The sequence below is a fragment of the Pseudomonadota bacterium genome, from assembly GCA_018817425.1.
In the GTDB taxonomy this organism is placed as follows: Bacteria; Desulfobacterota; Desulfobacteria; order Desulfobacterales; family RPRI01; genus RPRI01.
Map to the genome: position 1 here is coordinate 1 of JAHITX010000128.1, position 20,028 is coordinate 20,028.

General features: G+C 40.3%; 16 protein-coding genes and 1 riboswitch. Of the genes, 4 read left to right on the forward strand and 12 right to left on the reverse strand.

The window, feature by feature from the left end; genetic code table 11:
* From KKC46_21365 to KKC46_21375, 3 genes are all read left to right on the forward strand, one after another.
* Window positions 1–381 (forward strand): VWA domain-containing protein (locus KKC46_21365; GenBank protein MBU1056351.1); only part of this gene is annotated, 381 nt, incomplete at its 5' end.
* A gap of 230 nt (window positions 382–611) precedes the next feature.
* On the forward strand, window positions 612–1,184 hold the full coding sequence (locus tag KKC46_21370) for a hypothetical protein (protein MBU1056352.1): 573 nt from the start codon (window positions 612–614) through the stop codon (window positions 1,182–1,184).
* Between the two features lie 56 nt (window positions 1,185–1,240).
* Window positions 1,241–1,990 (forward strand): HesA/MoeB/ThiF family protein, encoded by a 750-nt coding sequence (locus KKC46_21375; protein MBU1056353.1) that lies wholly within the window; start codon window positions 1,241–1,243, stop codon window positions 1,988–1,990.
* A 324-nt stretch (window positions 1,991–2,314) separates the two neighbouring features.
* On the opposite strand, the gene KKC46_21380 is transcribed toward KKC46_21375, so the two are convergent.
* From KKC46_21380 to nuoE, 12 genes are all read right to left on the reverse strand, one after another.
* The gene (locus tag KKC46_21380; GenBank protein MBU1056354.1) at window positions 2,315–4,450 is read right to left on the reverse strand and encodes an aldehyde ferredoxin oxidoreductase family protein; all 2,136 of its coding nucleotides are present in this window, start codon (window positions 4,448–4,450) and stop codon (window positions 2,315–2,317) included.
* A gap of 15 nt (window positions 4,451–4,465) precedes the next feature.
* Window positions 4,466–5,362: an SDR family oxidoreductase gene (locus KKC46_21385; protein MBU1056355.1), complete on the reverse strand. Its 897-nt coding sequence runs from the start codon at window positions 5,360–5,362 to the stop codon at window positions 4,466–4,468.
* 555 nt (window positions 5,363–5,917) lie between these two features.
* On the reverse strand, window positions 5,918–6,331 hold the full coding sequence (locus KKC46_21390; GenBank protein ID MBU1056356.1) for a DUF3617 domain-containing protein: 414 nt from the start codon (window positions 6,329–6,331) through the stop codon (window positions 5,918–5,920).
* Window positions 6,332–6,374: 43 nt separating this feature from the next.
* Window positions 6,375–7,202 (reverse strand): outer membrane lipoprotein-sorting protein, encoded by an 828-nt coding sequence (locus KKC46_21395; protein MBU1056357.1) that lies wholly within the window; start codon window positions 7,200–7,202, stop codon window positions 6,375–6,377.
* A 48-nt stretch (window positions 7,203–7,250) separates the two neighbouring features.
* The gene (locus KKC46_21400; GenBank protein MBU1056358.1) at window positions 7,251–8,075 is read right to left on the reverse strand and encodes an outer membrane lipoprotein-sorting protein; all 825 of its coding nucleotides are present in this window, start codon (window positions 8,073–8,075) and stop codon (window positions 7,251–7,253) included.
* 125 nt (window positions 8,076–8,200) lie between these two features.
* A complete protein-coding gene (locus KKC46_21405; protein ID MBU1056359.1) occupies window positions 8,201–9,745 on the reverse strand; it encodes a B12-binding domain-containing radical SAM protein in 1,545 nt (514 codons plus the stop codon).
* Complete coding sequence (locus tag KKC46_21410) at window positions 9,715–11,067, reverse strand: cobalamin-dependent protein (protein ID MBU1056360.1); 1,353 nt, start codon at window positions 11,065–11,067, stop codon at window positions 9,715–9,717. Before KKC46_21410 ends, KKC46_21405 begins: the two co-directional genes overlap by 31 nt.
* Window positions 11,068–11,073: 6 nt before the next feature.
* Window positions 11,074–12,717: a methyltransferase domain-containing protein gene (locus tag KKC46_21415; GenBank protein ID MBU1056361.1), complete on the reverse strand. Its 1,644-nt coding sequence runs from the start codon at window positions 12,715–12,717 to the stop codon at window positions 11,074–11,076.
* Entirely contained in the window at window positions 12,695–13,765 is a 1,071-nt protein-coding gene (gene cobT, locus KKC46_21420) for a nicotinate-nucleotide--dimethylbenzimidazole phosphoribosyltransferase (GenBank protein MBU1056362.1), read from the reverse strand. Before cobT ends, KKC46_21415 begins: the two co-directional genes overlap by 23 nt.
* A gap of 4 nt (window positions 13,766–13,769) precedes the next feature.
* Window positions 13,770–15,092, reverse strand: a complete 1,323-nt coding sequence (thiC, locus tag KKC46_21425; protein ID MBU1056363.1) for a phosphomethylpyrimidine synthase ThiC — start codon at window positions 15,090–15,092, stop codon at window positions 13,770–13,772.
* Between the two features lie 96 nt (window positions 15,093–15,188).
* Window positions 15,189–15,388: riboswitch (cobalamin riboswitch) on the reverse strand.
* Window positions 15,389–15,831: 443 nt separating this feature from the next.
* Window positions 15,832–16,473, reverse strand: coding sequence for a (2Fe-2S)-binding protein (locus tag KKC46_21430; protein MBU1056364.1), 642 nt, complete (start codon window positions 16,471–16,473; stop codon window positions 15,832–15,834).
* A 17-nt stretch (window positions 16,474–16,490) separates the two neighbouring features.
* Window positions 16,491–16,967 (reverse strand): NADH-quinone oxidoreductase subunit NuoE, encoded by a 477-nt coding sequence (gene nuoE, locus KKC46_21435; GenBank protein MBU1056365.1) that lies wholly within the window; start codon window positions 16,965–16,967, stop codon window positions 16,491–16,493.
* A gap of 462 nt (window positions 16,968–17,429) precedes the next feature.
* Here nuoE and KKC46_21440 point away from each other — a divergent pair, with 462 nt between their 5' ends.
* The gene (locus KKC46_21440) at window positions 17,430–19,904 is read left to right on the forward strand and encodes a PAS domain-containing protein (GenBank protein ID MBU1056366.1); all 2,475 of its coding nucleotides are present in this window, start codon (window positions 17,430–17,432) and stop codon (window positions 19,902–19,904) included.
* Window positions 19,905–20,028: the final 124 nt, after the last annotated feature.

Sequence of the window (20,028 nt, forward strand, 5' to 3'; positions counted from 1 at the left end):
CGCATTCGCAATCGGTTTGCCATGCTTGAACCAGTCGGGTTTACACGCATTGGAGGCGCCATGCGCCATGCAGCGCGGAAGCTACAGGAAGAAGAAACAGGGGTGCCGTATCAGCTCCTGATAACAATTACTGACGGCTTTTCTTACGATCATGGCTATGAAGGCGAGTATGGCGAAGAGGACACAAAAAAGGCTATCGAGGAAATTCGCTGCCAGGGGATTGGCTGTCTGTGTATCACCATAGGCAGTAACCAGCAGGAAGAAAAGTTAAAAAATATTTTTGGCAAGGCATCAACACTGGCAGCACGTGACTACGACGACTTCCTTCACAATATTCGCCCGGCATTGCTGCGGGCTGTGGCGCAGACAAGGGCTGGTTAGGCATGTTGTTACAGTATAGCAATGCCCCCTTCAAACAACTCCTCAAGAAGATGATCTTGCCTTCGGCTATTGTTTATGCTAATGAAATTAATCATTAACAGGATTTACACACAGGGGCCTTTCACCCCATAAATTCACGCCCATGCCGGGTGTTACACCATTTGTTGCAGTTGACAGCGCAAAAGACGGGCGGAAACTTAGCAATACGAACCCAGCAGGAGATACTGACGATGCAAATACCCTATAATTGGGGAGCTACTCCGGATGAGCTTTTACTACAATTCCCCTGCGATCGGTTCGTTCAAAAACCTTATACCGCTTATTACCGGGGGATAACGATTAACGCATCTGCCAAAACTCTATTCCCCTGGCTTTGCCAGATGCGGGTTGCTCCTTACAGCTACGATTGGATTGATAATTTCGGACGTCAAAGTCCTCAGAAACTGATCTTGGGCTTAGACAATCTTGTAATTGGCCAAAACTTGATGTTCATTTTTGAATTAATTGACTTCGAGCAAAACCGATACATAACACTCAGACTCAAGCCGAACAAAATAGGATTTCGAGTTTTGGGAGACTGCCTGGTAAGTTATCTCATTGTTTCACAGGGCCGGAACACCTGTCGTCTTCTGGTCAAATTGACGCTCAAATATTCCCCGGGTCTTCTACATTGGTTGGTGCGTACATTCTCGGTGTGGGGAGATTTTATTATGATGCGTCGTCAATTGCTTAATTTTAAGTTTCTCTCCGAACAATCACAGAAGGAAGTATCAGGGACGAAAGACATAAGTGTTGCATCATAAATATTCATATCGATATCAATAATAATTAAAGGTAATGTTTAAGTAAAGATATAAACATGTTATTAACGGATACGCAGAAAGAGCGGTACAACCGCAACATTCAGATAAAAGGGTTCGGCGAGGATGGGCAGAAAAAGTTACTGTCTTCCAGTGTTCTCGTAATAGGTGCGGGAGGACTGGGTTCGTCTGCAATACTGTATCTTGCTGCTGCCGGGATCGGTACGCTGGGCATTGCGGACGGTGATATAGTTGACTTATCCAATCTGCAACGGCAGATACTTCATACCGTATCCGATATTGGAAAACTTAAGGCAGTTTCTGCAAAGGAAAAGATAGAAAGATTAAATCCCGAAGTGAAAATATTCACATACCCGAAAAAGATTATTGCGGAAAATATCGGAACCATTATTCACGATTATGATTTTATTGTAGAATGCTCAGATAACAGTACTTGCAAATTTCTTACTAACGATATGTGCGTATTGCTGCAAAAGCCGTTTTCGTATTGTGGAGTACAGGGTTCTCTTGGCCAGATCATGACATACGCGCCTGGTTATGCCTGTGTGCGCTGTGTATTTGAAGAGCCTATACCTGGAGCTTCGCCCACTTCCAGGGATATTGGTATTTTAGGGGCTGTTGCCGGTACGTTCGGTGCCTTACAGGCCGGTGAGGCAATCAAATTTTTAGCAGGTTATGGCAAACCATTGACTGGCACGATGCTGCAACTCGATCTTAAGGATGGCACATTTAAAAGAAAAACAGTAAAACGCGACAAGAAGTGCCCCATATGCGGTCATAAGCGCTAAGTTGATTTATTAAGTGGATCTTTAAAAAAACGAATATAGAATTTCGAACAAGGAATTTCGAATTATGAATATTTTTTATTTTTATTCTTTGCGATTTGAATACTTTTAACAAATTTGGTAATGACCCGATTTGATTATTCACACAGCAAAATCTATCAAACGATCTTCGATATCATACCGTTTACCTTCATTCGATATTCATTCCCCCTTAGAAAAGGGGGATTAAGGGGGTTGTTTCCTTGTTCAATATTCGATATTCAAATTACTTTCATGTAGTTGCTATATATTAAATATTTAGCTGACGTTCCGCTATTTTATTAGTTATCAGCCGCCGATTACAGCCTTCTCTTTTTTATTCTTTTTCTTCTTTATTAAAGCTGCTCCTGAGTATAGCCACTCGTTGACCAGCCTTTCGGGCACGCCCGTGCATTTCGCCAGATCAGGTATTATATCATCAAGCCCGTAGGCACGCAGTGTTTCTTCTCTTGGTACACCGTCATTCCTGTAACCCATGGCCTCGTAGTAACCCTGTATAGTTATCTCAACATCTAAGGACTGACCCCTGGCAGCCCCGGTTTTAAGCGGTGGGCTGCCGATTGCCCGCTGCGGTAACTCATGCCGTATTGCGCCTTCACGTGCATTGAACATTTGGCGCAAGGTTTGTATCCTTCCTCCAATCTGCATAATTTCTTCCGGTGTCATTTTCCAGCCTGTTGCTGCCTCGATCATATCAATCATTTTATAGTCGCCAAAAAAATAAACAAACATACAAACACCTATGCTTTCCATTACCTGATGCAGCTTGATCGGATAGATTGATATTCTGCCTTGTTGATAGGGGTGCTCGGAACTTTGACCAATCAGATGAGCCATTTCGGGGAAAAAAAGCGTTGTGCCGGCTTTTGTATGATCATAGTTAGCAGTTGTATGCCTGCCAGGCGTAGGGTCTGAAATGTATGACATAGCCCATCCATGCCCAACACGCAGGTCGTGCATGCCCATCTCCGAACCGTTTGCATCAATAGCAAAATACTCTGTTCCCGGAAAGTGCTTTTTGGCAACCCATACTCCGTCTGCCAGCTTATCCCCAATGCCCTCACGAGTAGTCATGAGTTTTAATAATTGCATAACATATGTAGGATCACCCCATATTGGAAGGAATCCTTCGGGATAATCCTTGCAGGCAAAAGCCTCTTTTTTGAAAAAACCTTCCTCAACTCCCTCAAGCACATATGCTACTACTACGCCCGCGGATATGGTATCAAGGCAGACACGGTTTAAATACTCGTTAGCCTGCAAAACCAGATCTATATCGTCGTTTAATATTAAAGAGCCGAAAGAAGCAATTGTCTCGTATTCGGGACGATGAGTTTCCTTATCCTTATATGGCAGCTTGTCATATTTCAGAATATAACCGCAGCGCAAAGGACATGAATGACAACCATACTGCTTTTTTCCATAATCCAGATATCTCTTGGCGCGAAGCTTCATTGCTTTTTTCATCGGAAAATCCGGAACTGCTGCGCCCTTATAGTTTTTGACCGGCGAATCTCCGGTCTCAGCGGAGATAACCGTGCTCATTGGTGTTCCAAGTTTAGCTCCCCCGTAAGTATAACCGAGAACAGGTCCAAGAGCGTCAGGAGAAGCAGCAAGGGGCATTCTTAATAAACGCATAACTGGTGCAAAGTAGTCAAACAATGGACTCAGTTTGATCATTAATTTGTTTTGTTTAAACCCATGTATCCTGGCGTAATACTCCTTTGTTATCTGACGAATCTTGGCTTTGTCTGCGTATTCGGCTTTCGCATTTCCTGCAAGCAGGCACACAGCCTTAAGTTTTTTGCTGCCCATAACTGCGCCAAGGCCGCTGCGTGCAGCGATACGGCCCTTATCGTTGCATATGCCGGAAATGAGAGATAAATTCTCACCAGCCGGTCCTATAGAGGCTACGTTAGCGCGTACACCGTGCAGATGAGCCAATTCTTCTTCAGTCTCCACAGTATCTTTGCCCCAGAGAAAGCTAGCATCTTCGATCGATATTTTATCATTTTTAATAAGAAGATAAACAGGCTTTGGTGACTGACCTTTAAAAAATATTGCATCAAAACCTGTTTTCTTTATAGATGGTCCGAACGTGCCTCCTGAATTCGCATTCCCCCAGCCTCCGTTGCATTGCTCACCATTTGACCGGATTCCTTTTCCGGTTAACGGACTTTTGCCGCAGACCATATATCTGCCGGAAAACCCTGCTCCTGAGCCGGTGAAAAGGCCGGGAGTAAATCCGAGTATATTATCAGGCCCAAGAGGATCACAGCCGGGCTTGATATGCTTATAAATATAATAAACTCCTATCCCGTATCCGCCAAGATACCGGCGGTAAATCTCTTCAGGCAGTTCTTCTATCTCGTAGCTTTTTTCAGTCAGATTAACGACAAGAATCTTTCCATGAATGCCTTTCATAATATTTTACCTCAATTAACTACGCTCAATATATTTTTGAACAATATACTTAAACAGTTTAGTATGATAGAGCTTAAATCCTACCGGCATCTTCTGAAGGTCTTTTTTAAGTTTCAAGGTCTTCATAGTCTGATCGCCGTAATCCACAATTAGCCCGTAGCCGTTGATAAACGAAGCCATATCGCTGTTTATAAAAACAAGCGGCTCAGCCATCTCCCGCGATTCAGCAAGCCTGCCTGCAATTCCGGCCTGTTTGACAAGCTTATCTTCGCCGCCCATAACCTTTTCAAATTCAGCTTTCATACCTGTGTCAGTGCTTCCGGGCATCACATAATTCATGCGGATATTCTTTTTGGCAAAATGAGCAAATCTGGTTGATACATAATAATTCATAGCTCTTTTCGAGAGAACATATGCGAAGGGGCCATACCCATCTTTTGGTGCTTTTTTATGAAGAGCTTCCGTCATTGCCTCCCAGGTGCCGGCGGTAACTATTTTTTTATATTCCCACTGATACTTTTCCCAGTTCATGCCTCCTGTAGAAGTGATATAGGCAATGCTGCCGCCGTTATTTACACGCTTATCAAGATATTCTTCAGTCATATATTTGTTAGCGATAAAGTTCACAGTAAAGGTGACATAATAATCTGTCTTGATGCCGGAGAGGCCTGCAATGCCGAAAAATTTATCAATCTGCAAAGGAAGCTCCTTGAATGCATTGTCAATGGACTGCTTTTCTCCGAGATTAACCTTGATGAATTTATTAATGCCGGGTATGGTAACCTCGTTCATATCCAGAGCATAGACTTGGGCCCCGAGATCAACCAGCATCTCTGTAACAGCCTTGCCCATGCCTGAAGCAGCGCCGGTCACTACACATACCTTTCCTTCATATCCGAAATAATCTTTCATTTTAATTTCCCCTTTGTTAATTAAAATCTTTATTTAATTCCGGTGTCCATTGTATACACTCTCCCCGATTTTTTATAATTAAAACATCTGGGAAATGATCTGGGAAATGATGTTAAATAAAATATATAATCAGTTTTGTGTTTACGTCTATACCTAAAATTATGTATTTTACTCGAATTGACTGATTTATCAGGTTACCGCTATCTGACTAGATAGCTCTTTGATTTATTTTTATTACATTAATTCAGACTCTATCATAATCAGTCGATATAAAAAACAAACTTATTTTCTTTTTGAACGAAAAAGGAAAAGTATATGACCAGATTCTTATAGGGGGTGGGGCCAAAATGGGGCGTTTTGAAAGTGGCTCTATCATCACCTGTATATAGGTAATTTGGGATCACCTAAATTTGATGAATTCGTAAAAAGACCCCAGGCCGTCATGCCTGCGAAAGCCGGTATCCAGAAACTAACGAAATTGCTGGATGCCCCCGGGTTACAAACTGCCGGGTCCGGCATGACGAAACAGGTATATTCCAACTTTTAAATAATTTTCTAGTCACATATTCCTATACGTTGTCCACTCATTTTAGTAGTTATTTTCATGCCGGACTGTTCCATTTCCATCTGACCCTTCATTTGGTTCCCATTGTATGTTATTTTACCTTTTGCTTTGGACGTGTTGTAAGGGCTATTACATATAAGAGACCATGAAACGGTATTGCCGGAAATTTTTATATCGGATGTTTTACATTCCTGTCCGGGTTGTTGCTTGCTTTCAGGTATGATTTGTTCTTTTGTTATACACTGTGTAATTTTAATGGAAGGCATTTTCATGGGCATTCCGGGCATCTCAGTTTCATAGGTTATTTCCCATTTGCCTGGATTCATATTTGGTCCGGCATATAATAGGCCGGTATATAATGTTATCAGGACAATAATTCCAACAAAAGAAATACGTTTGAACATACAAGCCCCCACAAATAATGTATTGAATTATTATATAAGATAGTTATTGATTATCCATTTTATCTGTTGGATAGCAGACCTTTTGCCAAACAGGGCATTTTAAAGAGTATTTCAGTTGCTCGGGCACAAAAATTTCATCAGGAAGATCTATGTCGGGATTTAATTCATTAACAATCAGTTCGGTACTTGTATTGTTTTGAAAGTTAATCATTCGAATCCTTAAGGGCGTGAGCACGCCGTTGATAAGGGTTAAATTTTCAGACAATTGTCTTTTCCATAGGATGTTATTGGGAGAATAATAATCCCGCCTGATAAGCAAAAATGAATCTTTTGTGATCCAATTAATAATACGGGAATAATAATAGTTTGGCTCCTTGGAAATCGATTCTATTTTATAGGCTTTCATACCTCCGATTACTTCTTCTCCAAGATACTTAAATTTATCGTTTTTGCTGGTTATTAAACTAAGATCTGCGAAAGTAAAATCTGTGCTGAGAAAGCTTTCGTAAGTACTTGCTTTATCGATTTTGCGAACTCTATCAATATAAGGAAGGTATATCCATTGCTTGGCCGGATGATCATACAAATCATTCAAAAGATAAGATAGGCCTTTTAAGCTTTGAGGCTCTAATAGGACCATAAGGAATTTTCTGCCGTCGGGAAATTTTTTTCTTGCGGTTCCGGCTACCATTTGGCCGGTTATTTGTTCTCCATTTTTTACAATGATAGTGAGTTTTTTTGATATTGGGTAGGTATCAGCGTTATTATTCATTGTGTTAATTATAGCTGTAGCATCCTGAGTTTCGGCATATAAAGGTGCGGTTGCAAACATCAGAAACATAATTATCCCAAACAAGCATATTCTTTTCATATAGTTATCCTCCTTTATTGTGGCATTGTGTTCGTATTTTTAGCCAAGCTATTTAATGAAAACATCCTGCGGATAACATACTTTTTGCCAAACAGGGCATTTTAAAGAGTATTTCAATTGTGTGGGTACAAATATTTCGTCCGGAAGTGTTATATCAGCATCTAGTTCGCTAATGTTAAGTTCTGTGCTGGTATTGTGCTGAAGATCCTTCACGCGAATACGCAGAGGAATGGTCAAGCCGTTAATAACAGTGTAATTCTCATATAATTTTCTTTTCCAAAGACTGTTATTCGGTGAATAATAATCCCGGCTAAGGATCTGTAAAGTATCTTTTGCAATCCAATAAATTATTTTGGAATAATAATAATTTGAACTTTTACTTATAGATTCGATTTTATATGCCTTTATACCGTTTATCTCACCTTCTCCGATATACTTAAATTCTTCACTTTGAGAATCTATCAGGGATAGATCTGCATAGGTAAAATCGGTGCTTAAAAAGCTTTCATAGTTGCTGGCACCATCAATTTTTCTTACTCTGTCAAGATAAGGAAAATACATCCATTGCTCAGACTGTTTCGTATCATAACCGTTAAGCAGGTATGACACTCCTTTCATGCTTTCCGGTTCAAGAATAACTATCAGCAATCTTCTTCCATCCGGAAAACGCTTATGGGCCGCTCCGGCTACCATTTCTCCGGTAACACGCTCGCCATCCTTAACAATAATTGTTGTTTTAAAAGATACAGGGCGAACATCCCATGATTTTTTCACCTTTTCAATTATAGCATTGACATCCGGTGTTTCGGCATTTAATGGTGCAGAAACCAAAAGGATAAGCATAACGACCAAAAGCAAATACACCTTTTTCATGTGAACCTCCATTATTGTTAATCAAATCCGTATTTAGATTTTGCTAATTTTTTATTTTTTTCTATTTTAATATGTATTACTTGAAAGTCAATAACTTATAATTAGAAATTAGATTATTGGCGATATTATGATGAAGGAAAAGAATTTATATTAATGACACTTAGCAACTCTCTTTCTATATCTTCTTTCATTATAGAAACAGGCGATAGCAAAGCGCTTTTACCGGCATCGGCAAGAAGCCGTTTGAACAAGTCCACCAGGCAGTCATTTGTTTTAACAAACTCAATACTTCTTTTTCCTTCGTTTTCGCAAAGTTGCCAGTATATGGGAGACTCCGGCTGTTCCATATTTTCCAGCACAAAAAGACATGCATGAATCATGAGATCGGATACCCATTTGACCCTGTTATCCTGGTATGATACTTCTCCTTCAAAACCAAGCACTCCCGCTTTTTTAAGTCTGCCCTGCTTTTCAAACATCCTGTAACCCGAAGTCCCCATAAGCACTAACTGGCGATGCGAAAGAAGGTTTGCGGTTCTTTCGAGACGGTCAAGCAGATTGTTTTTTTGCAGAAATTCGAAATTATGTTTTAAGTCTTCAAGCGTGCTGTCCGGCACAAACATCAGAAACCCTACTTCAGGTTCAATTCCGGCATTCCGGCATATTCTTATTGCGCTCTCACTTGAATTAATGGATGCGCCTTTGTTTAAGTTTGTAAGTACAGACTTTGAACCGCTTTCAATGCCGAGAAGAAGAGTTTTGAACCCGGAAGAGATAAGACTATCTAAAATATCGGGGTCAAGATCATTCGGTCTTGTTTCCATGCCAAAACTTATGTTTAAAGGGCGGATAAGCTTCATTAGTTTATGAATACGATCTTTGCCTTTTTTCCCCGGACCGATAAAATTAGGATCAACAAAATAGAAATCTTGACATCCTTTATCTGCAAGCTCGGATATTTCCTGATAAATATTTTCCGGAGACCTCCCGCGCCACAACGGCCCGTCATTATAAAACGACGGGACAAGGCAAAAGGCACAGTGGTTGTAACATCCCCGGCTTGCAAGAATGGAGGCTGTCTGATCGGAAAAATTCGTTCTTTCAGGAAAATAAAATTTATCTATGTTTTGTTCCGGGCTGCGTTGCTTTGAAATTGTAATGACCTTATCGGTTCTTATACAAAGTCCGGATATGCCTGACAGAGATTTATGTTTTGAAAGTGCTTCAGAAAGTTCTACTAGTGTTATTTCACTTTCACCCACCACTACAGAATCAACGGAAGCAATGTTTTCAAGAATTGCTGCGTAAGCAAGTGTGGGAAAAAAACCAAACAATGTAATATGGCCACAAAAACCGTCTTCTTTAAGATTATTTAAAAGATCAAAAACAAGACCGGTGTGTTCCCAGAAATAAACGGCATTAACACAAAGTATATCAGGGGATAGTTTAAGAATTTCCTGTTTTGTCTTTTTAAAATCCCAGCCGGATATTGTTGTGTCCATCAAGTATACATCGTGTCCGGTATGTCTCAGGCTTGAAGCTGCATAGCCTCCCATAAGACATGACCACAGCGGGGTATTGGCAATATCATTAAATCTTTCTTTTGATCGAACTCTGGGATGTTCAAGTACGCATATATTCATTGCAACAATGCCTTTAAGCTTTTGCAAGCTGCATTTATCTTTAACCTTGATAAAACACCAGCTTCATGGCACTTTGCTTCAAGCTCATGAAGCACATAAGAAGTATTTTGGGGGTTATAGTATACCGGGTATAAAAGGTCGATGTCTGAATCGATAAGGCCGCTTTCTATAAGCTTGTTTGTCAGTCTGGCACCGGGATACAATCGTATTGTGTTTAGAATAACTGCCCCAAGATTTCCACAGGCTGAATGTATATCAAGTATTTTGTCCATCATCTCTTTTGCTTCTTTCATATGTTCTTTTGTCTCAAAAGGAAGATTTACAAGAAAATGACACATGGTAAGAATATTGTGTTTTACAGTAATTTTTGATGCCCGCAGGATATCATCTTTCGTAAGTGCCTTGCCAAGAAGACTTAAACCGTGAGATGTAAGGGCATCTGCAGAAAAATAACATGCAACAAGCCCGGCTTTTTGTGCAAGCTCGGCATTGTGCTCGGTAAATGTGTCCTCTCTGAAAAAACCGGTCCAGCTCACCTCGAGCTTTCGTTTTAAAATCTCTTTGCAAATAGCCTCAAAATGGTCTTGCGGACGGTTTAAGACAGGATCTGTAAAATGGAATAATTTTATGCCCCAATCTTTATTAAGTCTTTCCATCTCATCTGTAATTATCGCAGGGTTTCTAAGCCTCATCTTGCCACCACCTAAGCGCGGGTAGAGGCAATAACCGCATTTTAAATCACATCCGCGTTTGCCTTCTATGCCCATTGCAGCAACATAAAGATTGCCTTCGGCATAATCTTTGGGAGAAAAACTATTTGTATCAATATACGGGATTTCATCCATTGATATAAAAGGCCCGTTAGGATTATATATAATTTCTTCTTCTTTTCGCCATACAATTCCAGGCACAGATTTAATGTCAGGAAAGCCTGACAATATTTGTGCAAAAGCAAGCTCGCCTTCACCGCATAAACCAAAGTCGATCTCAGAAATTTCTTCCATCAGACGTTTTGCGAAAAGAGTAAAAGCAGGGCCGCCTGCAATAATAACGGCAGATGGTGCAATTAATCGTGCAACCACAGCCGATGTTTTAAGCGAAGACAGATAAGATGTTTGTTGTCCGGCCAGAGGATCAATATTTCTGAAAGACAGGGCTATGATATCAGGCTTAATACTCTCCAGTTTATCTTTTAATTTTGGCCAGGGGTCCGGATAAAGGTTCATATCAAGAGCAGATTTTTCAAAACCTGAAGGTGCAATAGCAGCCAGGCGTGATAAGCCCAGAGGATAAACTCGTTCTTTTGCGCCAAGATGTGAAGTTGGAACCTGTACGAATAGTATTTTCACTTAAATTTACTCCAGAAGCAAAAGACCGATATATTTCACATAACGGTCTTTTTCCGATACCGGTTTAAGGGTGATTCCTGCTGCTTTGGCTGTTTCGTAAACATCAATGCCTGAAGCCTCCATGGAAGGACGCGCAAGATCAGGATGAAGGCAAATATTATTGTCGGGGCATTTTTTGCAGACAGGGCAAGGCCCTGCACCAAATGAAAAGGCTTTATGAAATCCAGCCAGAAAAAGCCTTTTTTCAAGGTTTAAAAGTTTTTTATGGAATTTGCGACCGGGTGGCATATCTTCCACCAGCATGCACCATGAATAAGATTTAAGCATCTCTTCCGTTTCACGATTGTCAATCGAATATGGCGGGCATTGAAGCTTTTTCCCGAATTCACTGCATCCGAACCTGCATTTTTGCCTTACCCATGAGCCTGTTGCTATCTTTGCTACAGGAAGAATAACAGCTTTTTTAAACCCTTCATCAACAGCCGCATATACCCATTTGTCAAGATTTGTCTTTTCATGTATATCAATGGGCAAATTGTAATGAAATTGATCTTGTGCAGCTAAAATAATGGAAGTATCCGTGCCAAGATCAATAACCTTTACCTTGTTAAAACCAGCTTCTTCAAGCCAACCCTTTATGGTTGAGCTTTCATGGCAGGTTCCGTTATAAGTATTTAACATCATATTCAGATCATATAATGCCCCTTTTTGCGGATTGCGTCCAAACCGGTCCGGAAAATAATCGTGAATAAGTATCATTCCTTCTTTTTTAAGCAAACTTGCAGCTTTTAAAAATAATTCATGTGCCTCTTTATTCCCGTAAGCATGAAGAAAATTGCTCATAATAATAAGGCCATATTTTTTGTCCTCATCAAATTTATGAAGTATGAAATCTCCTTCCATGCTTTCAAAGTACTGCCAATCATCTCTATCTGAATAAAGTTTATGTGCTGCATTAATAACTTCAGGTAATTCAAATAATATTGAAACAGGAATTTCATTTGATTGATTTTTTGTATCATTTATTTTCGACTTAATTAATGAGCGACCCAGCGAACCGGCACCTCCGCCGATATCAAGAAGAGGCAGTTGCCACGAAAAGGGTTTAAGAAGACTGACAATCTCTTTGTTCTTTTGTTGTATCAGCACATCGGCAGTCATAACATAATTAAAATTTCTTAATGCATACTCATCTTCTTCCGAAATTATATTATTATCAACACGGGTGGTTTCATCTTCATTATTAATCGAAACTTTATTTGCAATAGATTGCCACTGAGGTTGCATATATTTTCTATACAGAAAAAACTCTCCCATGTACGAAGGCTGACCTGGCACAAGAAACATGCGTGTGACCTGACTGTTAAACCACAAGCCATTATCGTGGCAAACCAATGTCAGCTTTTCCATAGCCTTAAGTAATCGGTGCAGTTCTTCTTTGCTGCACGATGCCGCAATTGCAAGCTTGTCAACAGATGAAATTCCTTTTTCAAGAAACACAAAAAGGCCAAGCTTTATCGCAGCAAAAAGCACTTCAGAATACCAGTAGGCAGTTGAAAGATCCTCAAGGTACTGAAAATCCTCATGAGCCAGGTCTGCACGGCAAAACGGCATATCAGGCATTTTGTCAGGGTTTTTGTATCTGGGCATTTTTTATCGAAACTTCTTCAAAAGTCTTTATCTCAGCAAGAATGCGGGTTGAAGCATCCAGCAATTCCATTGCAACAGCTGCCCCGGTTCCTTCACCCAGGCGAAATTTTAAATCAAGAATAGGCTCAACACCAAGTAATTTATGCATATAACCATGGCCAATTTCAACAGAGCGGTGGCTTGCAAAAATATATTCTTTTGCCAAAGGAGCAAGACTTGTGGCAATCAAGGCTCCTGCTGTGGATATCAGTCCGTCACATACAACAGGTATACCGTTTGCGGCAGCACCAAGAACAAGTCCGGCAAGACCGCCTATTTCAAAACCGCCTACTTTTGAAAGTATATCAATAGCGTCTTTGGGGTCGGGTTTGTTTACTTTTATCGCTTTTTTAATTACTTTAATCTTATTTTGAAGTGCTTCATCACCAATGCCGGTTCCCCGGCCTGTCAGCTTTTCCACAGCAACGCCTGATATTACAGCAACAACAGCAGTAGAAGGAGTAGTATTGCCGATACCCATGTCACCGGTGCCTAAAATATCAACAAGGCCTTTTTTAAGAAGCTCATCAACAATATCGATTCCGGCTTCAATTGAACTCACAGCCTCCTGTCTTGACATTGCAGGGCCCACAGCAATATTCGATGTACCTTTTCTGATTTTTTTATGGAAAATCAGAAGATTTTTTTCAAAATCATGGTTAACTCCAAGATCTGCAACCTTTACCTCTGCACCGGCATGACGGGCAAGTACATTGATTGATGCGCCTCCGTTAACAAAATTATAAACCATCTGAGGCGTTACTTCCTGAGGAAAAAGGCTAACCCCTTCCGCCACAACTCCATGATCTCCGGCGCATGTAACTATAACTTTTCTTTTCAATCGTACATCAATTGTTTTTGCAATGCCTGCAAGCCTTGCCGATAAATTTTCTAAAACACCAAGACTTCCTGCCGGACGGGCCTGCTGAGCCAAACGCTCAAGAGCAGCCTTGTATACTGCTGTATCCGGAGAGCAAATTGAATTTATTGCTTTGTTAAGTTTGTCCATAATATTATTTTCCTGCACATGAAATCTTATCGCCGCCTATATCATTTGAAAAAACTTCCATACCCTTTTTCATGGCGCAGAAATCGCCGCACATGGAACAGGTTTGTGTATTTTCAGGCGCCCTGCTCTGGCGGACCTCTCTTGCCTTATCGGGAAACATGAGCAATTTTTCAAGATCATCCCAGCGCATGTCACGTCTTGCCATTGCAGCTTCTTTTTCTCTGTCGCGCCTATCTGGATATTTGGATATATCGCCTATACGAACAGCAAGGCGGGTTGCCCGGACACCTTCCCGCACATCCTGTTCATTGGGAAGCGCAAGGTGTTCGGCAGGAGTTATGTAGCATACCAGATCTGCACCGAAACGGGCTGAATTGGCAGCTCCAATAGCTGCAACTATATGATCATATCCGGCACCGGTATCAAGCGGGAGAGGGCCAAGAACATAATATGGGGCATTGCCGCTCATTCGCTTTTCAAGCATTATATTTCCTTCGATTTCATCAAGTGGTACATGCCCCGGGCCTTCCACCATCATCTGGCAACCCATTTTACGTCCCAACTCGGCAAGTTCACAATTTATGATCATTTCTGCCATCTGAGCCCTGTCATGACTGTCGTGAATAGCTCCGGCCCTGATGCCGTTTCCAAGAGAAAGTACTGCATCATATTTTTTCATCAAAGCGCAAACACGATCAAACTGCTCGTATAACGGGTTTTCCTTTTTGTTTATATCCATCCAGGCGACCATATAAGTTCCGCCCTTTGAAACAAGACCTCCGTAGCGGTATCCCTGTTTTCTTAAGCGTTCAATAGTATATTGATTTATGCCGCAATGAATCGCCATGAAACTGATTCCGTCATCAAGCTGTTTTTCGATCAGATCAAACAGATATTCAGGATCAAGTTTGCCAGGATTTGCATATTTTGCGGTAGTTTCCTTGAATGCCTGATATAATGGCACGTTTCCTACCGCAAGATTTGTATTTGCGAGAACGGCCCGTCGGATTGCATCGAGATCTCCACCTGCGGAAAGCTCCATAAGCGTATCAGCACCTTCTTCTTCTGCTGCAATAGCCTTTCGGACTTCTGCATCAATATCACAAATATCTGAAGATGTGCCGATTGAAGCATTGACCTTTGTTCTTAAACCTTTCCCTATTCCGACTATTTTCTGATTTTTGCGCTTAGGATGGCTTGAAATTACAATTTCACCTAATGCAACCCTTTGTCTGACGATTTCATCAGATAAACCTTCATCCGATGCAACTTTTTTGATTTCTTCTGTTATAATGCCTTCTCTTGCTTTTTCAATCTGGGTTTTCATATCCTCACCTATATACAATGGATTTACCCCGCCGGAAATAAAAAAAGGGCTCCGACAGGCTATGTTGCCTACCAGAACCCTTTGCCATCAAGTTCTTTGAAACATGTGATATTCAGCTCGTCTTCTGACTTCCCCGCCCTTTAAGCCGCCTTCCCATCATGCGAGACCTTTTCGGTCTGTCAGAACAGTGGCTCAACAATGCTAAAAGGGTTCCGCTTATTAAGCGGCAGGGTTACAGCGGCGGGACCGTTACGGATTTAAACCGTATTCCGTGCACCAAACATCCCTAAAATTATTTTTTTTGATCATACACAAGCCATAAATAAAATGTCAATAGAAAAAAAGGGTTGTCCAGGGTAACCGCATTTAGAAATAATGGCTATGTACAAACAACTTAAACCGTCATGCCGGACTTGATCCGGTATCCAGAACCCATTAAAATTACAGGATTCCGGCTTTCGCCGGAATGACGAATGTGTTTATTTCGATTTTGAATGAACCCAATAATCATAAGTTAATCAAATTAATTTTTAAGAAAAATCCTAATGCGCTTACCCTGTTGGGTTGTCAAGTTCCCTATATAGATTAAATTAGTTATGGAATTTCGAGTGGCATTATACGAAAAGGTGTAAAGCAAAAAAACGCTGCCGACAATCAATTATTTATCGACAGCGCTTTATTTATAAGAAACGGAATTAAATAAATTAGCTGTACCCGCTATAAATACTATTAATAAAAACTATGCTGATTTTTGTAGTTGAGCCTTGCCTTTTGGCACAAGAGCGCCAACAGGGCATCTTGCAACACAATCACCGCATTTTTCACATATTGATGTATCTCCGTGGAATTCTACCTTGGTTTTCCATCCGCGGCCTACTAAATTTAAAGCTTTTTGTATTTTATTGCAGGTTCCTATGCAAACTTCACAAAGCACGCATTTATTAGCATCATAATCAAAGCACGGATTTGATTCATCTATAGGAAACTGTTTTTCAGGTGGTCTTAACCTGCGAACTCTTTTTTTGTCGGTTTTGCAAAAAGCCATTATTTTTTGTACTTCACAAAAACCGGTTGCAGCACAACCTTTGCAGGACATATGGTTGTTTGCCATTATAATCTCAAAATTTACCTCGCGTATCTTATCTACTACGGGGCTTCTTGTTTTAACAACCATTCCTTCTTTTACTGTTGACCGGCAGGAAAAAACTATATCACCGGAAACATCAACCACACACAGCCTGCAAATGCCGGGTGGTTCCAGCCCTGAGTAATAGCAAAGGTGGGGTATATAAATACCATTTTCCAAAGCAGCTGTTAGTATATTTGATTCCTTATCGGTAATTATCTCTTTATCGTCTATTGTAAGAGTAACTTTTTCCATATGTAAGTTTCTCCTTGTTAATTACTTTCAACCCGAGGTGCAATGTTGAAAAGTCCTTTAGCCTGTCCCGGTTCCAGGCAACCATGAATTTTATGATTAACCTTAACACAGGGAGCCAGTGCGCAACAACCAATACAGGCAACGGTTTCAAGGGTATATTCCATATCTTCTGATGTTTCACCCTCTTTTAAATTGAGTACTTCCCCTATTTCATCAACTATTTGTGGGGCCCCACGAATATGGCAGGCAGTGCCACGGCATATTGTTACCGTATTTCTTCCCAAAGGTATTAAACGAAACTGGTTATAAAAAGATGCTACGGAATAAACCTCACCCAAAGTAATTGTTAAAAATTCAGCTATTATCTGAATCGCTTCCTCGGGAAGATAACCATAAATTCCTTGTGCTTCCTGCAAAATGGGGATCAGTTCGCTTCTCTTTCCTGAGTAAAATTCCAAAGTTTCCTTGAGAGCTCCTGCGCTTTCTTCTCCCATAATCATTCCTCCTGAACTAAAAATAATATATCACAAAAGCAAAATTCGAATCCGATTACAAAAAACCAGAGAACCGGTAAATTACAAGAAATTCCGCTGTTTCTGATATCTTAGATAAATCATTATCTTGGAGCAAAATATAAAGCTCAAGCAAGACAGACCAGATAGGTTTTTTAAGCTTAAGCGGTTATAAATGTCAAGATAAAAGAATGCTGCCACAACTATATCTTTTTAAAACATACAGTCTCATATCAAGGGGCGAACAGTGTAAAAAAACCTTTGTCCATATAAGCTGATAAATGTCATTATACTGAACGGGTAAAATGGATTATTGCAAAATATTATTAATTGGATTATATAGTTATATTATATGTATATCGTTTGAAAAGTTTAACTTAGTAGATTCAAGCATACTGATAGTATTAATAACTTGAAAAGATCAAGGAACTACAGGTTGCAGTCATGTCTGAAAAACTTAGCTATGAAGAATTAGAAAAACGGGTTCTGGAGTTGGAAAAAGCTGAATCCGAGCGCAAAATAATCGAGGAAGCATTACAAGATAATAAAAGACGTCTGCAAACATTAATCCGGGTAATTCCTGATTTGCTTTGGGTGAAAGATCAGCAGGGCCACTATATTTACTGTAATTCCAGATTTGAAAGTTTATTTGGCGCAAAAGAAAAGGAGATCGTTGGTAAAACGGATTACGATTTTCTGAATAAGGAGTTGGCAGATTTTTTGCTAAAGCACGATAATGAGGTAATGATTAAAGAAAAACCCCTCATAAACGAGCTGGATGTAAATTTTATAATTGATGGACATCGTGAAATCCTTGAAACTATAACTACACCAATTTATCACGATGACGGTCAATTAGCCGGTGTGTTGGGTATCGGGCGTGACATAACTGAACACAAGAAGGCAAAAGACACCCTGGCACGGAGGATAGACCTTGAACGGCTGATTAGCGCAATATCTTCGGAATTTATAAGACTGGGGCCAGACGAAATAGATGCTGCCATATATCGCGCTTTATCTGCTGTTGGTTTATTTTTTGGAGCAGACCGCGCCTATGTATATATATTACATAACGATGGTAAACTTGCTGATAATACACACGAGTGGTGTGCCGAAGGCATTTCGCCGCAAATGGAAAATTTAAGAAACGTTCCGATTGCCGAGGAACTGCCGTGGTTTACTGAACAAATTCGAAAAGTCGACGTTCTCCAAGTGCCAAATGTATCCGTTCTGCCGCTTGAAGCCAGGCTCAAAAGGGAAATATTTGATTCCCAAGATATCAAATCGATTATTATCATTCCCATGAGACTTGGTGATCGATTGCTTGGACTTGTCGGATTTGATACGATACAAAATTATCAGGACTGGGCATACGAACCTCAGATTCTGCGCCTTGTTGGTGAAACTTTTACTAATGCTATTGAGCGCAAACGGATCGAGGAGGAGCGGGAGGATCTTCAGGCTAAGCTGAGTAATGCTTTGGATATGGCCCATCTCGGTCACTGGGAATACGATATAGCTAATGATCTTTTTATATTCAACGACCATTTTTATAAGAGCTTTCGTACCACGGCAAGACAAGTCGGGAGATATACAATGTCATCGGCTGAATATACCAGCCTCTTTCTACATCCGGACGACATATCTTTTATTGAACAAGACTATCGTAAAGCACAAGAGTCAAGCGATACCAACATTAGCGGACGTATAGAACACCGTTTTATTTCTGCGGATAAGACGATAGGATACACAAATGTTCGTTATCACATTATCAAAGATGCCAACGGCCAGCCGGTCAGGATCTATGGAGTAAATCATGATATCACCGAGCGCAAGCGTGCAGAAATAAAGCTTAAAGAGAGTGAAGAAAAGCTTGCAAGATCCAAGAAGATGGAATCGCTTGGACTTTTGGCAGGTGGTGTTGCCCATGATCTGAACAATGTTTTATCCGGAATTGTAAGCTATCCTGAATTATTATTACTTGATTTGCCTAAAAACAGCAAATTAAGAAAGCCTATAGAAACCATTCAGGAGTCAGGGAACAAGGCCGTTTCTATCGTCCAGGATCTGCTGACAATTGCAAGAGGTGTGGCATCCACAAAAGAACCGCTAAACTTAAATTATGTTATAAGAGAATATTTAACTTCTCCTGAGTTTGCAAAACTTAAGCAATTTCATCCCACAGTTAGCATTAAAACCAAGCTTGATGCTGACTTGCTCAATATATCCGCCTCTCTTGTTCATATCAGAAAGGTAATAATGAATCTTATATCAAATGCTTCTGAAGCTATTGAGGGTCAAGGCAAGGTAATAGTATCGACAAAAAACTGTTATGTGGATCGGCCGATAAGGGGGTATGATGACATAAACACAGGTGAGTACGTGATTTTGTCTGTATATGACGATGGCTCAGGAATATTACCGGAGTATCTTGAGAGGATTTTTGAACCGTTTTTCACAAAGAAGGTAATGGGCAGAAGCGGAACAGGTTTGGGACTGGCTGTTGTATGGAATATTGTACAAGATCATGAAGGCTATATAAATGTAACAAGTAATGAAAAAGGAACAATATTTGACCTATACTTTCCAATAACAAGAAAAGAGTTATCGACCAAAGTTTCATCATTGCCTATAGAGAAATATAAAGGAAACGGAGAAATAGTACTTGTTGTTGATGACATTCAAAGTCAGAGAGAAATTTCCTGTAAAATGCTTGAAAAACTCGGATATAAAACCAAGGCTGTGCCCTGTGGAGAAGAAGCCGTTTCATATTTGAAAGAAAATAAAGTAGATTTAATATTGCTTGATATGATTATGGACCCAGGAATAAATGGCCGCAAAACATATGAAAGAATAGTAGAAATTTATCCCAAACAAAAGGCTGTCATAGTCAGTGGCTACTCAATGTCATTAACTTAAGCGATTGGTTTATAGTTCAAGTAAAACTTTCTGGATGATATCCGGTGTTTTCGAGGATAGCAACGGCCAGGTCTTATTGGTTCAATACTTTTTATAAAAAGCTCAAACAAAGTTTCGATTATGA